Genomic DNA, 12,755 nt, shown 5'->3' on the forward strand with positions numbered 1-12,755 from the left:
GCGATCTTCCCCGCTCCACCCTTGAGAATAAGCCCGTGCGGCGCGACAGTCCCATAGCGTGTCGCCCGTGCCGCTTGCTGCATTGCAGCGCGGAAATACACAAGATGTTCAGCGGCTGTATACCAATTTCTGCGACAGGCGGTGCAGGACATGATGAGGGAGCGTGATGTGAAGGTGGCCATTGTGTTCGGGACGCGGCCCGAAGCGATCAAGATGTTCCCCGTCGTCCATGCACTGCAAAGACGCAAGGGCATCGATACGCGCGTGATCGTGACGGCGCAGCATCGCGGCTTGCTGGACCAGGTGCTGGAGATTGCGGGAATCGTGCCGGATATCGACCTGGACGTGATGGTGCCCAACCAGACGCTTGACGGGCTGACAGCGAAGCTGATCGTCGAACTTGGCAAGGCGTTCGACGCGGAAAAACCCGACCGGGTGGTGGTGCATGGCGACACGCTGACGACGATGGTGGCGAGCCTGGCGGCCTATTATCGCAAGATTCCGGTCGCGCATGTCGAAGCGGGGCTGCGCAGCGGCGACATTCATCATCCTTGGCCCGAAGAGGTGAACCGGCGGGTCGTCGCCTGCATCGCCGACATGAATTTCGCGCCGACGCAGGCCGCGGCGGATGCGTTGCGGAAGGAAAGTCGCGATCCCGCCTCCATCCATGTGACCGGCAATACGGTGATCGACGCGTTGCTGGCGACGCGCGACCGGGTGCGCGACATGCCCGCCATGGCGCGGGGGCTGGACGAACTGGCGGCGCGCTTTGCAGGCAAGCGGATCGTTGCAGTGACGACGCACCGGCGCGAGAATTTCGGCGGCGGCATGGAATCGATCGCCGGCGCGATCGCCGACATCGCCGCGCGGCCGGATGTGGCGGTGATCTTTCCGGTTCATCCCAATCCCAATGTCCGGCCGGTCATGGATGCCGTGCTGGGCGACCTGCCCAATGTGGCGATGATCGAGCCGCTGGATTATCCGCATTTCGTACGGCTGATGGACATGAGCCATCTGGTGCTGACCGATAGTGGTGGGGTGCAGGAGGAAGCGCCCTCACTCGGCAAGCCGGTGCTGGTCATGCGCGAGACGACCGAGCGGCCCGAGGGCGTAGACGCCGGCACGGCGCGGCTGGTCGGCGCGGATCGCGAGCGGATCGTGCGCGAAGTGCTGGCGCTGCTGGACGATGACGCCGCCTATCAGGCGATGGCGCGGGCGCATAATCCGTTCGGCGACGGGAAAGCAGCCGAACGGATCGCGGCGGTGATCAGCGGGGCGTGATGGGGCGGCCGGGCCGATGCCCGGTCGCGAAATACACCTCAGGCGCGGGCCATCAGTCCTTCGACCAGGCCATCGAACAGGCGTTTCCCATCGGTAGAGCCATGGGCGGGTTCGATGACGCGTTCGGGGTGCGGCATCATGCCAAGCACATTGCCCGTTTCATTCAGGATGCCGGCGATGTTGCGGGCCGATCCGTTGATATTTTCCGCATAGCGCAGCGCGACGCGGCCTTCGCCCTCCAGCCGGTCGAGCGTGGCGTCGTCGGCGAAATAATTGCCGTCATGATGGGCGACCGGATAGTGGATCGTCTCGCCGGCGGCATAGCGGCTGGTAAAGGCGCTTTGCGCATTTTCGACTTTCAGCGGGACGTCGCGGCAGACGAAATGCCCGCCGGCATTGCGCAGCAGCGCGCCGGGCAGCAGGCCGCTTTCGGTCAGCACCTGAAAGCCGTTGCAGACGCCCAGGACAAATGCGCCGCGCGACGCCGCCTGCGCCACCGCCTGCATGACCGGCGAACGCGCGGCCATGGCGCCTGACCGCAGATAATCGCCATAGGAAAAGCCGCCGGGTACGCCGATGAGGTCGATGTCGGCGGGCAGATACGTGTCCCGATGCCAGATCATGGCAGGCTTGACGCCGGTGGCCGCTTCGAACGCCACCGCCAGGTCGCGGTCGCAATTGCTGCCGGGAAAGACGATGACGGCGCTTTTCATGGCTCAGGCGACCTTTTCGATGCGATAATTTTCGATTACCGTGTTGGCGAGCAGCTTGCGGCACATGGCGTCGATATCCTCGTCGCTCGTCCCGTCGGCCAGGTCGAGCTCGATGAGCTTGCCGGCGCGCACGTCATTGACGCCGCCAAAGCCCAGCCCTTCGAGCGCATGATGGATCGCCTTGCCCTGGGGATCGAGGACACCGCCCTTGAGGGTGACGAAGATGCGGGCTTTCATGGCGTGCTGCTCCTTGGGATCAAGCTGGGCCGCGCGGCGGGCGGCGGCCGATAATGCGGCACCCCCTAGGCCCGGCGCGCGCGCGAGGCAAGCCATTATGAGACGGGTGCCGAGCGAGGCGCGGGCCTAGTCGCCGCGATGATAATCATAGTCGAAGGCGCGCCCCTGCTGCTTGGTCAGGATGGCGCCGATGATGACGCCGCCGGTTCGGCGCAGCCGGTCGACCGCCGTGCGCAGCCCGCCATGATGGTTGCGGCCCCATTCGACCACCATTAGCGTCGTCTGCGCGCGGGTGGCGAGCAAAGGCGTGTCACCAAGGCCCAGAATCGGCGGCGCGTCGATCAGGATCGTGTCATAGCGATCGCGCACCGACGCCAGCAGATCGTCGAGCGCGGGGGTGGCCAGCAATTCGGTGGGGTTTGGCGGCACCGCGCCGCACGGCAGCAGCGAAACGCCGGGCACGCTGGTCGCGATGACCGCGTCGGCAGCGTTCGCCTGACCCGTCAGCACTTCGCTGATCCCCTTGCCGGGCGCGACGCGGAACAAGGCGTGCTGGACTGGGCGGCGCATGTCGCCGTCGACCACCAGAACCGTCTTGTCGAGCGCGGCCAGCGCGCGGGCGAGGGCGTTGAGGGTCAGCGACTTGCCTTCCCCTTCCTGCGCGCTGGTGACGAGGATGGAGCGCGGCAGCCCGCCGGTCGATGCAAGCAGCAGCGAGCGGGCGATGGGGGCGAAGACTTCGGACGGTTGTGGATTGTCGCCCGTCACCGGCACCGCGCCGAGCAGCGGGAGGTCGACCCGTTCCGCCAGCGTTTCGGCCGATGTCACCGCATCGTCGAAGGCGTGCCGCGCGCCCACCAGCAGCAGGCCGAGCACCAGCCCGCCGAGCGCGGCGAACAGCATCGTTTCCCCGACCTTGGGCGAGAAGGGGCTGTCGGGCGGGACCGCGCGGTCGAGCGGCTGGATGCGCCCTGCCTGAAAGCCGGCTTGCGAGGCCATGTCGCGATAGCGTTGGAGCAGGCTGTCGTGCAGCATGCGATAGGTTTCGACCGAGCGTTCATACATGCCCATCTGCACGCTGCGGCCGCGCGCGGCCTGCGCATCCTGCTCCACATCGGCGATCTCGTCGGCGATCTGCTTTTCGCCACGCCGGGCCACGTCATAATCCTGCCGCAGCGAGGCGCGGATGCGATTGGCCATCTGTTGCGCCTGATCGTCGAGCGCGGCGAGCCGGGCCCGTGCTTCGCGCATTTCCGGGTGCGCATCCTTGCGGAATTGCCGTTCTTCGACCAGCTCGGCCCGCGCCTGCGCCCGCTGCGCCATCAATTCCTGCATTGCGCCATTGCCGAGCACTTCGGGCAGGGTTTCGACCGAAGCGGCGCGCGCGCTTTCCCACCGCTTCTGCGCGGCGATGCGTTCGGCGAGCGCCTGGGCGCGCAGGCTGTTGAGCTGGGCCAGCCTGCTGTCTACTTCGGACCCTGAAGGGGCCGCCGGGCTGTTTGTCGAGGACGCCCCTTCCATGTCCGCGCCGAGTGGAATCGGGGCACCGTTGCGCGCGGCATAGACCGCCAGTTCGCGCTCGGCCCGTTCCAGATCGCGCCGCGCGCCGTCCAGTTCGCCCAGCAGGAAGCGCCGCGCCTGAACGCCGGACTGGAAGCCGCGCTTGAGGTCCGATCGGATCAGGCTGTCGGCATAGCCATTGGCGATGCGGGCCGAGAGCGCGGGATCGGCGCTGACGAAATGAATGCGGATGACGCGCGACTTGCCCGGCAGGTCGACTTCCAGATGGTCGCGCAGCAGGGTGATGGTCCGCTCCTCATCGGCCTGGCGCTGGCTCTGGCCGCCGGCGGCAAGTTTCGGGCGGCTGACGCCCATGCCATGGAAGAAAGCGGGCGTGCCGACCAGCGAAAGGCTGCGCGCGACCTCCTGCGCCAGCGCGCGGCTGCGCAGCACTTCGAGTTGCGTCTGCATGAGCGTTTCTATGTCGTCGGTGCGGGACGGCGTGGGCGCGCCGGAGCCAGCCGCGCCGGCGGGCACATCCTGCACCTCGACCGAGGCGGTGGCGCGATAGTCGGGCGTGGAAAGCAGGATGTAGAGCAGCGCCGCAAGCAGACACAGCGCCATGGTGACGAACAGGATGACCCGATGCCGGCGCAGCAGCAGCCCATAGTCCCGCATGCCACGCGTCAACCGCGCGCCAAGGCCCAGGCGTTCCGGGCGGTCGTGCAGAGGGGGCGTCGTGGCGGCCATGGTCAATCTCCGTCCAACGCGATGAAGCCGGCGGCAAGCGCGGGCGCGGCGATGAGCGCGCCGCCCAGGATCGCCTTGGCGCGCGACAGGCCGACGATCAGCTGATCGCCCGGCAGAATTTCAGGATCGGCCGCCTCGCCCTTGCGAATGGCGGCAAGGTCGAACATCGCCGCCTGCCGCTGGCCGTCGAGCCGGCGGATCACGACGATCTGGCGCATGTCGGCAAGGCGGGTCGGCCCCTTGCCCAGCGCAATCGCCTGCGACAGGGTGAGCCGCCCTTCGACCGGATAGAGGCCCGGTTCGCGGATTTCACCGTCCAGCGTGATGCGGCGGCCGACCGCTTTCTTGACGAACAGGCTGACCTGCGGCGAGACGAGATAGCGTTCGCCCAGACGCCCGGCGATGACGTCGGCGGCTTCGCTGGCGGACAGGCCCGCGACCGGCACCGCGCCGATCAGCGGCATGCGCACCATGCCCTGCGCATCGACGCGCGCATCCTCCAGCGACAGGTCGGGCTCGTGATAAACCTGAATGCGCAGCACGTCGTTGGGGGAAAGGCGATAGTCCATGCCGATAGCGGGCGGTGGAGGCATGATGGCATAGGCCTGCTCCCCGCGCGGGGCGTCCTCGACCGTGGCGCAGGCGGTGACGCTGCCCAGCAACAAGACGGCGATGATCGCGCGTGGCGCTGGCTGTCGCATCATGCCTTATGTCCCCCGTCGGCCGTTGCTTTCGCACGTGCAAAAAGGCCGTGCCTGGCGGGGGTTAGCGGCGGGGCAGGGCGATGGCAACCGCGCGCGCGACGGGGTGCGCCGTCGCGGCCCTGGTCATACCGCGATGCGCCCGCTGTTCGACGCTGCCTGCCGGCGGGGCTGATCGGGCCAGATTCCCCGCGTGTCATAGACAGCCTTGTCGGCGCGTTCGTCGACGGGGACGGATTTGAACATGTCATGATCGACCAGAATGACGAACACGCCACATTGTTCCAGAGCCGTATCGAGATCGATGAGGTCTGCGCCCGTGCCGGCAAATTCCATCGGCAGTTCCTGCGCATAGGGTTCGACCAGCTTGATGCGGCGGCCATAGCGGCGGGCGAGGCGGGCGGCGATCTTTACCGCCGGGCTTTCGCGGAAATCGTCGATATTCGCCTTGAAGGCAAGGCCGAGGCAGGCAATGTCCTGACCGGCATGATCGTCGATCAGGTCCGACGCCTTGGCCACGACATAATCGGTCTTGCCGTCATTCACTTCGCGCGCGGTGCGGATGATGCGGGCATTTTCGGGATCGCCATGGACGATGAACCAGGGATCGACCGCGATGCAATGACCGCCCACGCCCGGGCCGGGATTGAGGATGTTGACGCGCGGATGGCGGTTGGCGAGGCGGATCACTTCCCACACGTCAATGTCCATATTCTCGGCGATCACGGACAATTCATTGGCGAAGGCGATGTTGACGTCCCGGAAGCTGTTTTCGACCAGCTTGACCATTTCGGCCGCGCGCGCCGTCGTCGTGATGCAGGCGCCGCGCACGAACTGGCGGTAGAAGCCCAGCGCCTTGCGCGCGCAGCGGGGCGTGATGCCGCCGATGCAGCGATCATTGTCGATCAGCTCCACCAGGATGCGGCCGGGCAACACGCGTTCGGGGCAATAGGCGATGGCGACGTCGCCCTGCGCGCCCATGCCCGGCATCTTGAGGTCGGGGCGCAACTGCGCGAAAATGTCGCGCATCGCTTCGGTCGTGCCGACGGGCGAGGTGGATTCAAGGATGACGGTATCGCCGGCCTTGAGCACCGGGGCGACCGTGCGGGCGGCCTTGAGCACGTAGGAAATGTCGGGCGCGCGGTCCTCCGCCACGGGCGTCGGGACGGCTATGATGAAGACATCGCTTTCCTCCACCGTCAGGCTGGCGCGCAGATTGCCGCGTGCAACAACGCCCTGCACCAGGCCGTCGAGATCGACCTCCTCGATATGGACGCGGCCGGAATTGACGGTTTCCACGACATGGGGCGACACGTCGATGCCCACCACCTGGCACCCGCCGCGCGCGATGAGCGCCGCGGTCGGCAGGCCGATATAGCCCAGGCCGATGACGGAAACCTTCTGCTTGGTGTCGACGGGCATGGAGCGACAAGTCCCTTGTTCAGCGGCAATGATTAGCGGCTTTTGGCCGAAATTGCTGAAGAATTCGGTAATGGCGGGATGGGGCGGCCGCGCGCCGCCCCATCGGTCAGCGCCAGAGCGTCGCAAGCACCGCCATCAAGCCATGCTCATCTGCGGCCTGGCGCGGGTGCGGCGCGCCATAGCCGCGACATTCCAGGCAGTCCGCCCGCACGCCCGCGCCCGAAACCAGCCCGCGCACGTCGCTGACCGCCTGCAACGCCCAGCCGCGCTGGAGCCAGGCCTGACGCGCCAGCATGTCGCGCGGGGCCGTGGCGTCGTCGCTTTCCCGCTCAGCGAGGTCCTGCAACCATTCGGCCCATTTGTCGGGCTGTTTTTCGATGCGGAAGGCGCGGGCCTTTGCCGGGTCGATCTTCGCGCGGCGGGCCGCTTCGGCAATCGCGTCCTCCAGCCCGCCAAAGCGGTCGACCAGGCCCAACTGCCGTGCGGTGCCGCCATCCCAGACGCGGCCCTGCGCAATCTGGTCAATCTGCTCGGGCGTCTTCTTGCGGGATTTGGCGACCAGGCCGACGAAGCGGCGATAGATATCCTCGACCCCCAATTGCATGATCTGGTCGAATTCGGGCGTGGTGCCGCCCGCCAGATCGGGCTGGCCCGACAGGGGCGTGGTGCGCACGCCGTCGGTCGTGACGCCGATCTTCGCCAGCGCCCCTTCAAAACTGGGCAATATGCCGAATACCCCGATTGAGCCGGTGATAGTGTCCGGCTCGGCAAAGATGACGTCGCCTGGCGTCGATACCCAATAGCCGCCGCTCGCCGCGACATTGGCCATCGACACGACGACGGGCAGGCCATCCTCCTTCGCCTGCATGATGGCGCTGCGGATCTTTTCCGACGCCATGACCGAACCGCCCGGCGAATCGACGCGCACCACCAGCGCCTTCAGATTGCCCTTGTCGAGCGCGCTCAGCAGCAGGTCCGAAATCGTATCACCCGCAGCGGTGCCGGGGCCAGCTTCACCATCGACGATATCGCCCGCGACCGTCAGTACGCCGATCTGCCCGTCATTGGCCGGCGCGCGGGCCTTCACATAGGATCGCAGGTCGATGGCGGCAAAGCCGGTCGCATCGCCGGCGGCCGAATCCCCGGCGATATCGGCGACATGATCGGCAAAGGCGGTCGCGTCGCCCAGCTTGTCGACCAGCCCGGCGGCGAGCGAAGCCTTGGCAATATCACCATTGGTGGCGCGGGCGGCGGCGGCGGGATCGCCGGCATAAGCCGCGACTTTGGCGCGGGGACGGGCCTTGGACACATCATCCTGCCATTGCTGCCACAAGGCGTCGGCCAGCGCCTGATTGGCCTGGCGCGCTTCGGGCGATTGTTCGGTGCGGATGAAGGGTTCGACGAAGCTCTTATAGGTCCCGACGCGATAGACATGGGTGTTGACGCCCAGCTTGTCGATCAGCCCCTTGTAATAAAGGTTGGAGCCGCCCCGGCCCAGCAGCGCCACGCCGCCGAGCGGATCGGTCCAGATTTCGCTGGCATGGGCGGCGAGTTGATAGCTGTCGTCGCTGTAGAGCGTGGCATAGGCCAGCACGGGCTTTTTCGCCGCCCGCACGGCATCGAGCGCGGCGCCGATGCGGCCGAGCGCGACCTGTCCGCCGCCCATAAACCCGTCGAGGTTGAGCACCACCGCCTTGACCTTCGCATCGCCCTTCGCCGCTTCCAGCGCGGTGACGATGTCGGACAGTCGATATTCCTTCGACTCCGGCGCGCCGCCGCTCAGCAGCGCGGTCGGGCTGATTTCGGCGGGCTGTTCAACCACCGTGCCATTGAGTTCCAGCAGCAATGCGCCGGTGCTGACCGCCTTTGCCGGCTTGGGCGAATAGGAGAGGGCGGTATAGAGCGCGCCGAAGAAGAGCAGCAGGAACAGAAGGACGAGCCCGTCCTTGATCGCGACCAATATGCGCCATGCGCCCTTCACAAATGCCAAGTCGGCTGCTCCTTGAATGTCTGGACCCGCGATCCGTGCCTGTGGCGCTATCGCATCAACGCTCGCGCTGCAATGTGGGGCATGCGTCGCTCGCGACAAGCTTGCACGCGCGATTTTGCCCGTTATGGGAAAGCGCATCATTCGCCGCTATCGTGCAGGAGACGCGCCCATGCCCACCCTAGTCCTTATCCGCCATGGCCAGTCCGCCTGGAACCTGGAAAACCGCTTCACTGGATGGTGGGATGTGGACGTGACCGAAAAGGGCGTGGAAGAAGCCCGCGCGGCGGGTCGCCTGATGGCGGAAAAGGGGCTGGATTTCGACCAGTGCTACACGTCGCTCCAGACCCGCGCGATCAAGACTCTGAATCTTGCGCTGGAGGAAATGGGGCGGCTCTGGCTGCCGGTCGAGAAGGACTGGCGGCTTAATGAACGCCATTATGGTGGCCTCACTGGCCTTAACAAGGCGGAGACGGCGGAAAAACATGGCGAGGAGCAGGTGAAGATCTGGCGCCGCAGCTTCGACACTCCGCCGCCTGCAATGGAGGCGGGCAGTGCATTCGACCTGTCGGCCGACCGCCGCTACGCCGGCATCGACGTGCCGATGACCGAGAGCCTCAAGGACACGATCGCGCGCGTTCTGCCCTATTGGAACTCGGTGATCGCGCCGGACCTCAAGGCCGGCAAGCGCGTGCTGATTTCCGCCCATGGCAATTCGCTGCGCGCGCTGGTCAAGCATTTGTCGGGCATTTCCGACGACGAAATCACCGGTCTGGAAATCCCGACCGGCCAGCCGATCGTCTATGAGCTTGCCGACGACCTGACCGCCACCGACCGCTATTATCTGTCGGAGCGTTAAGTCGCGGCGTCCGCAAAGCACATTGCCCCCTGACGGTACGGCCGCTAAGGGGCTTTGCTTTCCGCGCCATCAGGGGACATCAGCACGGTCATGAGCGCTATCGACGTCGGCATCATCATGGGCTCCCGTTCCGATTGGGAGACGATGCGCCATGCGGCCGAGACGCTGGAGGCATTGGGCGTCGCGCATGAATGCAAGGTGGTGTCGGCGCATCGCACGCCCCAGCGGCTGTATGACTATGCCAGTGGCGCAGCGGCGCGGGGGCTGAAGGTCATCATCGCAGGCGCGGGCGGGGCAGCGCATCTGCCCGGCATGGCGGCGGCGATGACGCGCCTGCCGGTGCTGGGCGTGCCGGTCGAATCCAAGGCGCTCAAGGGCATGGATTCGCTGCTGTCCATCGTCCAGATGCCCGGCGGCATTCCGGTCGGCACGCTGGCGATCGGCAAGCCCGGCGCGATCAATGCGGGCCTGCTGGCGGCGGCGATCCTGGCGACCGGGGACGACGCGCTGGCGCAGCGGCTGGACGATTGGCGCGCGCGGCAGACGCAATCCGTCGCCGATACCGTCGAAGACTGACCCAAACCAGAACAGGACCGCCATGACGACCATCCCGCCCGGTTCCACCATCGGCATCCTTGGCGGCGGCCAGCTGGGCCGGATGATCGCCGTTGCCGCCGCGCAGCTGGGCTATCGCACCCATATTTTCGCGCCCGAAGACAGCGGGCCGGCGGCGGACGTATCGCCCAACTGGACGCGCGGCGCTTATGAGGATGCCGCAGCCCTGTCCGCCTTTGCCGACAGCGTCGATGTCGTCACCTACGAGTTTGAAAATATCGACCCGTCCGCCGTCGATACGCTGGCGCGGCACGGGCTGGTGCGGCCGGGCGCGCAGGCGCTGCGCGTGGCGCAGGACCGGCTGGCGGAAAAAAGGTTCGTCTGCGACCTGGGCGGACTGACCGCGCCCTTCGCGCCGGTCGAAAGCCTGGATGATCTGGAGGCAGCGATCGAGACGATCGGCAGCCGCGCGATCCTGAAGACCAATCGCATGGGCTATGATGGCAAGGGGCAGGCGCGCCTCTCCGAGCCGGGCGATGCGGTGGGCGCGTGGAATGCGATCGGCCGGCAGAGCGCGATCCTGGAAGGGTTCGTGACCTTTGCCGAGGAATTTTCCGTCATAATGGTGCGCGGCGCGGACGGCGCGGTGCGCTTCTGGGATTCGCCCGCCAATGTCCATGTGGACGGCATATTGTCGACATCGACCGCGCCGGCCGGGCCACTGATCGAGGGGCAGGTCGAACAGGCGCGCGCGCTGGCCAAGCAGGTGGCCGACGCGCTGGACTATGTCGGCGTGCTGACGCTGGAATTTTTCGCGAGCGCGGACGGCCCGGTCTTCAACGAAATGGCGCCGCGCGTTCATAATAGCGGGCACTGGACCATCGAGGGCGCGGTGACGAGCCAGTTCGAAAATCATGTGCGCGCCATTTGCGGCCTGCCGCTGGGCGACACGGGGCTGGTTGCCCCACGGGTCGAGATGCGCAACCTGATCGGCGACGATGTGGCGGCGTGGGGGGCGATATTGTCCGACCCGGCCAACCATTTGCACCTATATGGCAAGCATGAGGCGCGACCCGGCCGCAAGATGGGGCATGTGACGCGGCTGATGCTGTGAGCGAAATCACCCTGGTCCTCGCCCGCGCCGACAATGGCGTGATTGGCAGGGACGGCGACTTGCCCTGGCGGTTGCCGGCGGACCTCAAGCATTTCAAGGCGGTCACGGCCGGGCATCCGATGCTGATGGGACGCAGGACGTTCGACAGCCTGCCCGGATTGCTGCCGGGCCGCCGCCATATCGTGCTGACGCGCGACCGGGCGTGGCGGGCCGAGGGGGCGGAGGTCGCGCATGATGTCGAAAGCGCGCTGGCGCTGGCCGACGCAGCCACCGTCATGGTGATCGGGGGCGCGGAGATATATCGGCTGTTTCTGCCGATCGCCGATCGCATCGAACTGACCGAAGTGCATCTGAATGCGGAGGGTGACACCAGCATCGCCTATCCCGATGGTGCGGACTGGCGCGAAGTCGCGCGCGCGGATCATCCGGCGACAGGCGGGCGTCCGGCCTACAGTTTTGTGACCTTTCATCGGCGAACGCTGTGATGATGGGACGGCCCAAGCGGCTCCATTGCCAGTTTTTAGTCCTGTCCCTATAGCGCGGCGCATGGAGCGGCTTTCCAGCAGCGCCCCGGTCCCGCCGCATCTGCGCGGGAGCGTCATGGCGCTCGGCAATTTCGATGGCTTTCATGCCGGGCATCAGGCGGTGGTGGGCCGCGCGATCGCGTGCGCGCGAGCAGAGGGGCGGCCGGCGATCGTCGCGACATTCGATCCGCATCCCATGCGGCTGTTCCGGCCCGATGCGCCCAATTTCCGGCTGACGACGCTGGACCAGCGGGAGGGCTTGTTCGCCCGCGCCGGCGCGGATTCGATGATGATATTCGACTTCACGCCTGCATTGGCGGCGCTGGAGCCGGCCGACTATGTCCGGCTGCTGATCGAGGATATGGGCGTCGCGGCCGTCGTGACGGGCGAGGATTTCACCTTTGGCCGCGCGCGCAGCGGCACGATCGACAGTTTCGCGGCGCTGGGCCTGCCAGCGCAAGCGGTGGGGCCGGTCAGCGACGCGCAGGGCGTCATTTCCTCGACCCGCGTGCGCGAGGCGCTGCGCGCGGGCGACTGCGAGATTGCGTGCCGGCTGCTGACGCGCCCCTTCGCCATTCGCGGCGTGGTGCAGCATGGCGACAAGCTGGGCCGCACCATTGGCTTTCCCACCGCCAATATCGACATGGGGCCATATCTGCGACCGGCCTATGGCATTTACGCGGTGCGCGGCATCCTGCCCGACGGGCGAGTGCTGAACGGGGCGGCGAACCTGGGCATCCGCCCCAGTTTCGATCCGCCCAAGGAATTGCTGGAGCCGCATTTCTTCGACTTTGCCGAAAGCCTCTATGGCCAGGAGGTGGAGGTGCAATTGATCCGCTATTTGCATGGCGAGCGCAAATATGACGGGCTGGACGCGCTGACCGCCGGTATCGCGCAGGACTGCGCCGACGCGCGGCAAATCCTTGCGGGAACGCCCATGCTCGCGTAGGGCACGCTTTCCATTCACCCCGTTCGTCCTGAGTGGCCATTGAGCGAAGTCGAAATGGCGTATCGAAGGACTGGGCCTTGGCGCGAATGCTTCGATACGGGCCTTCGACAAGCTCAGTCCCAACTCAGCGCGAACGGTTTTGCGTTTTAGTGCCGGACCCATC

The 12,755-nt window shown here is 66.5% G+C and carries 12 protein-coding genes; 6 read left to right on the top strand and 6 right to left on the bottom strand.

Features of this window, described 5'->3' with window-relative positions; all coding sequences use genetic code 11:
* Nucleotides 1-168 precede the first annotated feature (168 nt).
* Nucleotides 169-1,281, top strand: a complete 1,113-nt coding sequence (gene wecB / locus SAB01S_RS10690) for a non-hydrolyzing UDP-N-acetylglucosamine 2-epimerase (RefSeq protein ID WP_062733122.1) — start codon at nucleotides 169-171, stop codon at nucleotides 1,279-1,281.
* 38 nt (nucleotides 1,282-1,319) lie between these two features.
* Here the strand turns inward: wecB and purQ are convergent, their stop codons facing one another.
* The 6 genes from purQ to sppA all read right to left on the bottom strand — a co-directional run bounded on the left by purQ (nucleotide 1,320) and on the right by sppA (nucleotide 8,594).
* Complete coding sequence (gene purQ, locus SAB01S_RS10695) at nucleotides 1,320-1,994, bottom strand: phosphoribosylformylglycinamidine synthase subunit PurQ (RefSeq protein ID WP_062733019.1); 675 nt, start codon at nucleotides 1,992-1,994, stop codon at nucleotides 1,320-1,322.
* Nucleotides 1,995-1,997: 3 nt separating this feature from the next.
* Nucleotides 1,998-2,231 carry a phosphoribosylformylglycinamidine synthase subunit PurS gene (gene purS, locus SAB01S_RS10700; protein ID WP_021224554.1) on the bottom strand — a complete coding sequence of 78 codons (234 nt, stop codon included), beginning with the start codon at nucleotides 2,229-2,231 and terminating at the stop codon, nucleotides 1,998-2,000.
* A gap of 126 nt (nucleotides 2,232-2,357) precedes the next feature.
* Nucleotides 2,358-4,409, bottom strand: coding sequence for a GumC family protein (locus tag SAB01S_RS10705; RefSeq protein ID WP_245646463.1), 2,052 nt, complete (start codon nucleotides 4,407-4,409; stop codon nucleotides 2,358-2,360).
* Between the two features lie 74 nt (nucleotides 4,410-4,483).
* On the bottom strand, nucleotides 4,484-5,185 hold the full coding sequence (locus tag SAB01S_RS10710) for a polysaccharide biosynthesis/export family protein (protein ID WP_157078331.1): 702 nt from the start codon (nucleotides 5,183-5,185) through the stop codon (nucleotides 4,484-4,486).
* A 123-nt stretch (nucleotides 5,186-5,308) separates the two neighbouring features.
* Entirely contained in the window at nucleotides 5,309-6,604 is a 1,296-nt protein-coding gene (gene wecC, locus SAB01S_RS10715) for a UDP-N-acetyl-D-mannosamine dehydrogenase (protein WP_031297373.1), read from the bottom strand.
* A 106-nt stretch (nucleotides 6,605-6,710) separates the two neighbouring features.
* Entirely contained in the window at nucleotides 6,711-8,594 is a 1,884-nt protein-coding gene (gene sppA, locus SAB01S_RS10720) for a signal peptide peptidase SppA (RefSeq protein WP_062733020.1), read from the bottom strand.
* Between the two features lie 169 nt (nucleotides 8,595-8,763).
* Between sppA and gpmA the strand changes: the two genes are divergently transcribed.
* The 5 genes from gpmA (at nucleotide 8,764) to ribF (ending at nucleotide 12,592) form a co-directional block, all read left to right on the top strand.
* On the top strand, nucleotides 8,764-9,450 hold the full coding sequence (gene gpmA, locus SAB01S_RS10725) for a 2,3-diphosphoglycerate-dependent phosphoglycerate mutase (protein WP_062733125.1): 687 nt from the start codon (nucleotides 8,764-8,766) through the stop codon (nucleotides 9,448-9,450).
* 90 nt (nucleotides 9,451-9,540) lie between these two features.
* Complete coding sequence (gene purE, locus SAB01S_RS10730; protein WP_021224560.1) at nucleotides 9,541-10,026, top strand: 5-(carboxyamino)imidazole ribonucleotide mutase; 486 nt, start codon at nucleotides 9,541-9,543, stop codon at nucleotides 10,024-10,026.
* Between the two features lie 22 nt (nucleotides 10,027-10,048).
* Complete coding sequence (locus SAB01S_RS10735) at nucleotides 10,049-11,119, top strand: 5-(carboxyamino)imidazole ribonucleotide synthase (protein ID WP_062733021.1); 1,071 nt, start codon at nucleotides 10,049-10,051, stop codon at nucleotides 11,117-11,119.
* Nucleotides 11,116-11,604, top strand: coding sequence for a dihydrofolate reductase (locus tag SAB01S_RS10740; protein ID WP_062733022.1), 489 nt, complete (start codon nucleotides 11,116-11,118; stop codon nucleotides 11,602-11,604). Before SAB01S_RS10735 ends, SAB01S_RS10740 begins: the two co-directional genes overlap by 4 nt.
* Before the next feature lie 61 nt (nucleotides 11,605-11,665).
* Nucleotides 11,666-12,592 (top strand): riboflavin biosynthesis protein RibF, encoded by a 927-nt coding sequence (gene ribF / locus SAB01S_RS10745; protein WP_062733023.1) that lies wholly within the window; start codon nucleotides 11,666-11,668, stop codon nucleotides 12,590-12,592.
* Nucleotides 12,593-12,755: the final 163 nt, after the last annotated feature.

This window comes from Sphingobium abikonense NBRC 16140, from assembly GCF_001598335.1.
Taxonomy (GTDB): Bacteria; Pseudomonadota; Alphaproteobacteria; order Sphingomonadales; family Sphingomonadaceae; genus Sphingobium; species Sphingobium abikonense.

What these genes read in the sequence shown, in the direction of transcription:
- SAB01S_RS10735 (WP_062733021.1), top strand. Translation starts at nt 10,049, where the DNA reads ATGACGACCATCCCGCCCGGTTCCACCATCGGCATCCTTGGCGGCGGC.
- purS (WP_021224554.1), bottom strand. Translation starts at nt 2,231, where the DNA reads ATGAAAGCCCGCATCTTCGTCACCCTCAAGGGCGGTGTCCTCGATCCC.
- gpmA (WP_062733125.1), top strand. Translation starts at nt 8,764, where the DNA reads ATGCCCACCCTAGTCCTTATCCGCCATGGCCAGTCCGCCTGGAACCTG.
- SAB01S_RS10710 (WP_157078331.1), bottom strand. Translation starts at nt 5,185, where the DNA reads ATGATGCGACAGCCAGCGCCACGCGCGATCATCGCCGTCTTGTTGCTG.
- wecC (WP_031297373.1), bottom strand. Translation starts at nt 6,604, where the DNA reads ATGCCCGTCGACACCAAGCAGAAGGTTTCCGTCATCGGCCTGGGCTAT.
- SAB01S_RS10705 (WP_245646463.1), bottom strand. Translation starts at nt 4,409, where the DNA reads ATGCGGGACTATGGGCTGCTGCTGCGCCGGCATCGGGTCATCCTGTTC.
- purE (WP_021224560.1), top strand. Translation starts at nt 9,541, where the DNA reads ATGAGCGCTATCGACGTCGGCATCATCATGGGCTCCCGTTCCGATTGG.
- ribF (WP_062733023.1), top strand. Translation starts at nt 11,666, where the DNA reads ATGGAGCGGCTTTCCAGCAGCGCCCCGGTCCCGCCGCATCTGCGCGGG.
- purQ (WP_062733019.1), bottom strand. Translation starts at nt 1,994, where the DNA reads ATGAAAAGCGCCGTCATCGTCTTTCCCGGCAGCAATTGCGACCGCGAC.